4 protein-coding genes are annotated in these 3,775 nt (G+C 65.8%); 3 read left to right on the forward strand and 1 reads right to left on the reverse strand.

Annotated features, from left to right (window positions below):
* Positions 1–332: 332 nt before the first annotated feature.
* From ABZ717_RS28440 to ABZ717_RS28450, 3 genes are read left to right on the forward strand one after another with little or no spacing between them, the layout of a single operon-like run.
* On the forward strand, positions 333–1,478 hold the full coding sequence (locus tag ABZ717_RS28440) for a site-specific integrase (protein ID WP_358516310.1): 1,146 nt from the start codon (positions 333–335) through the stop codon (positions 1,476–1,478).
* Entirely contained in the window at positions 1,475–1,813 is a 339-nt protein-coding gene (locus tag ABZ717_RS28445) for a helix-turn-helix transcriptional regulator (protein ID WP_358516313.1), read from the forward strand. Before ABZ717_RS28440 ends, ABZ717_RS28445 begins: the two co-directional genes overlap by 4 nt.
* The gene (locus ABZ717_RS28450) at positions 1,806–2,996 is read left to right on the forward strand and encodes a hypothetical protein (RefSeq protein ID WP_358516316.1); all 1,191 of its coding nucleotides are present in this window, start codon (positions 1,806–1,808) and stop codon (positions 2,994–2,996) included. Before ABZ717_RS28445 ends, ABZ717_RS28450 begins: the two co-directional genes overlap by 8 nt.
* Positions 2,997–3,050: 54 nt before the next feature.
* Here the strand turns inward: ABZ717_RS28450 and ABZ717_RS28455 are convergent, their stop codons facing one another.
* Positions 3,051–3,641, reverse strand: coding sequence for a hypothetical protein (locus tag ABZ717_RS28455; protein WP_358516319.1), 591 nt, complete (start codon positions 3,639–3,641; stop codon positions 3,051–3,053).
* Positions 3,642–3,775 lie beyond the last annotated feature (134 nt).

Consider the following 3,775-nt stretch of genomic DNA (forward strand, 5'->3'; position numbering starts at 1 on the left):
GCTACGAGCGCAAGGCTGAGCACTTCCTCGCGTTCGCCGGCATCGCCTGCACATTGATTTGCTTCCGCAGACTCACCAAATGAGATGAGCTCTAAATCCTGTAGTAATCCTCTAAGGAACCGCTATTTCATCAGGTGAAGTCACCGACCACCCGACACATCCGGCGAAACACGCTGACCTGGAGGGCTTCCCGCGCTGCTCCAGGAGGAGGACCGCCAGACTAGCGCCCGCCTGAGGCTCCAGGAACCCCGTTCTCACCTGCGAATTTGCCAACCGATTACTTCTGATGAAAGATCCTTTCGTTTGATGTAATCGGTGGAAGGTGGCGGAGCGTGACCCGAAACGGCACGGTGCCAGGGGCGGCGGGGCTGCATCTGGTCGGTGGGACCACGCTGCTGCGCCCCGAGGAACAGGTCGCCGAGGCGATGCTGGAAGGCTGGCGCAATCAGCAGATGGCCCGCAACCTGGCCCTGTCCACGATCGAGGGTCGCCACAACGCGGTGCAGGCGTTCACCCGCCACGCTGACGCCTTCCCCTGGCAGTGGTCTGCGCAGATGGTCGACGAGTGGCTCGGGGACCTGCGAGCCGTCCGCCACCTGAAACAGTCCACCCTGCGCAACTACGCCGAGGCCGTCCGCTCCTTCTGCGCCTTCCTCACCGACCCCGCCTACGACTGGGCCGCCGAGTGCGAGAAGAGGTTCGGCACCCACCCCGTCCAGGTCTGCCACGAGTGGAACACCGCCCACCACCTGCAAGAATCCGAAGCCGACCCCTCCAAGAGGGCCTTCACCCGCGCTGAACTCCTGGCCTTCTTCGACCACGCCGACGACCAGGTCCACCGGGTGCGCGGGGCCGGCCGCAAGGGCTGGCTGCCCGCCTTCCGCGACGCCACCCTGTTCAAGACCGCCTACGCCTACGGGCTCCGCCGCCGCGAGGTGCGCATGCTCGACCTGGCCGACTTCGGCCCCAACCCCCACGCCCGCGAGTTCGGCGGCTACGGCGTTTGCTACGTGCGCTGGGGCAAGGCCATGAAGGGTTCACCGCCCAAGCGCCGCAGCGTCTTGACCGTCGGCCCGCGCGAGGGGATCGGCGGGATGGACTGGATCGTGGACGTGCTGGACCAGTGGGTCGAGGAAGCCCGCCCGGCCTGCACCCACGCCGACTCCCCGGCGCTGTGGCCCTCCGAGCGCGGGCCCCGCATCGGGTTCTCGCAGATGAACACCCGCTTCGCCGCCTACCGTGACGCGATCGGCCTCGACCCGGGCCTGGACCTGCACTCACTGCGGCGCTCCTATGTCACGCACCTGATCGAGGACGGCTGGGACCCCCGGTTCGTCCAAGAACAGGTCGGCCACGAACACGCCTCCACCACCTCCCTCTATACCTGCGTCTCCTCGGACTTTCGCACCCGGACCCTGCGCAAGGCGATGGATGCCACGATGAAGACGGCCCTGGACACCGGAAGGACGAAGCGATGAAGCGGCAGGTCAGCTACCAATGGCGGTTGCGGGAGGTCATGGCCGAACACGGCATGTTCACCGCCACCGACCTCTCCCGCCCTTTGGCCGAACGCGGCATCGCGTTGTCCTCGGTCCAGGTCTGGCGCCTAGTCACCCAGAGCCCCGAACGGCTTTCCCTGCCGGTCCTGGCCGCGCTCTGCGACATCTTCGAGTGCACCCCCGCCGACCTCATCGCCACCCGGGCCGAGAACGCCGCCCCGCGGCGCACCGCCACCGGCGAAACGGCGGGCTCGGCCGACGGAGTCGTTCCGCTGCGGCCCAAGAGCGCCCGGATCGATCCGAACGGTGGGTAGACCCTGCACCCTGGCCGAGAAGGTGGACGCGCTCTTGGACGACGGCACCGGGCGGCCGAATCCGCAGTTGGAGCCGCTGCGGGAAGCGATCCTGGCCATGCCCCGGCACCGGAGCGCCTCAGCCTGGATCCGTGGCCCCAAAGCCCGCCTGCTCCTGCGCGAGCTGGCGGAGGGCAGCCTGCCACTCACCCATCGGGCTTTCCGCGAACACCCCGAGTGGCGGGCCGCCGCACACCTGCGCGACCTGCTCATGGCCTGCGCTCTCCTGCCCCGGGCCGACAAGTACCTGCTGCACTACGAGAGCTGGCTGCACCGCCGCTTCAGCGAGCTCCACGGCCAGTCGCACCTTCCGCTCCTAGAGCAGTTCGCGACCTGGCACCAGATGCCCAAGCTCCGCGCACGAGCCGAGCGCCGGCCCTTGACCCCCAGCACTGGGATGCACGCAGCGCAGCAGTTCAACCGAGCCCACGAGTTCCTCATCTGGCTGGATGAGCAGGATCTGGCTCTGGGAGTGGTGGGTCAGGCTGAGATCGACCGTTGGCACGTCACACACCCCCTGCACCAACAACGCGCTTTGAGGGCCTTCCTGACCTGGGCGCGCGACACCAGCCGCACCCCCGCGAAGCTGACCTTCCCCCGGCTGGCGATCACCGAAGGCCAACGGCTCACCCAGCATCGACGGCTCGAACTCCTACGCCGGGTCCTGGACGAGAAGGCAGGCCCCTTGCGCTCCCGGGCAGCGGCCTGCCTGATGCTGCTCTTCGCTCAACCCGCGAGCCGCATTGTCCTGCTGACCACCGACGACATCACCAAGGACACCGACGGCCAGGTGCTCATTCGCCTCGGAGACCCACCGACTCCGGTCCCCGAACCGTTCGCTGACCTGCTGCTGCGGGCCGCAGCGGAGCGAGCCAACATCAACACCGCGAACGGCGGCGTTTCCTGGCTTTTCCCGGGTACTCGGGCAGGGCGCCCTCTTCACCCGCACAGCCTCGCCGACCTGATCCGCGACATCGGCATCCCCGGAACAGCGGTGCGCTCCTCCGCACTGCGCCAACTCGTGCTCCAGGCCCCCGCACCGGTCATCGCTCGAGCGCTGGGGTTCCACGACAAGACCACCACCCGAGTCGTTGCCCAGGCTGGCGGGACCTGGAACCGCTACGCCCCCAGCGACTACGCATAGCCTTAGGAGACATTTCGCGTTGGAGGCTGTCTTGCACCCCAGAAAATAATACTCTTAGTGAGGTTCACTGCGGGGAATTTTATGCAGAGGATGGTCCTTGACGTCCTTCCAAGCGCCTTTTGTTCGCACCCATCGATAACCGAACAGGCTTTCCTCGTGACGCTTTTGTAGGCGCAGGGATGAAAACTTCCAGGACCATCGCTGGTAGCGAAGGTTCGGCCTCATGCTTTGCCGCCAGCCGTGTCGACGAAGCGGCCGGAGTGTAGTCCACTGGATCTCGACCCAGGCGTCTCCTTGTTCCTGAGCAGGAACCCTAACTGCAGCTTTAACCGGATCGGCGCCCCCGGTCATGACGCTTCTCCATCGTTCCTGCCAAGGCGTCATGGGTGTGCAGCCCACGAACTCCACCGACACATCATGGACGATAGCGTCTCCTTCGCAGAAGACAGAGACGTGGTCTGTGTGCTCATCACTTGGCTTCAACATATGTTTCGCACTCGGATCCTTGAGGGATGGATTCAACTCCCTGGAATGGCGCACCAACCAAGTATGTTGCGGCTGCACCCGCCACTCCAGGCGAGCCGCTAGGACGGCGGCGATGGTCGCGGCTGCGGTGAGGCAAGCCACCAGAATGTTCAGCAGCATGTGTACGCCCTGGGGGATCGGAGTTGCGCGAAGCATGGAGTGAGCCTTTTTCATCCTGAAGGTGCAGGTCACAGCCCCGTACCGGTCTCCCCGAACCCCTTCTGAACAGCAAGAAGCCCCTGGTAGGTGGGTTA

The sequence above is a fragment of the Nocardiopsis sp. NPDC006832 genome (assembly GCF_040635885.1).
Classification (GTDB): Bacteria; Actinomycetota; Actinomycetes; order Streptosporangiales; family Streptosporangiaceae; genus Nocardiopsis.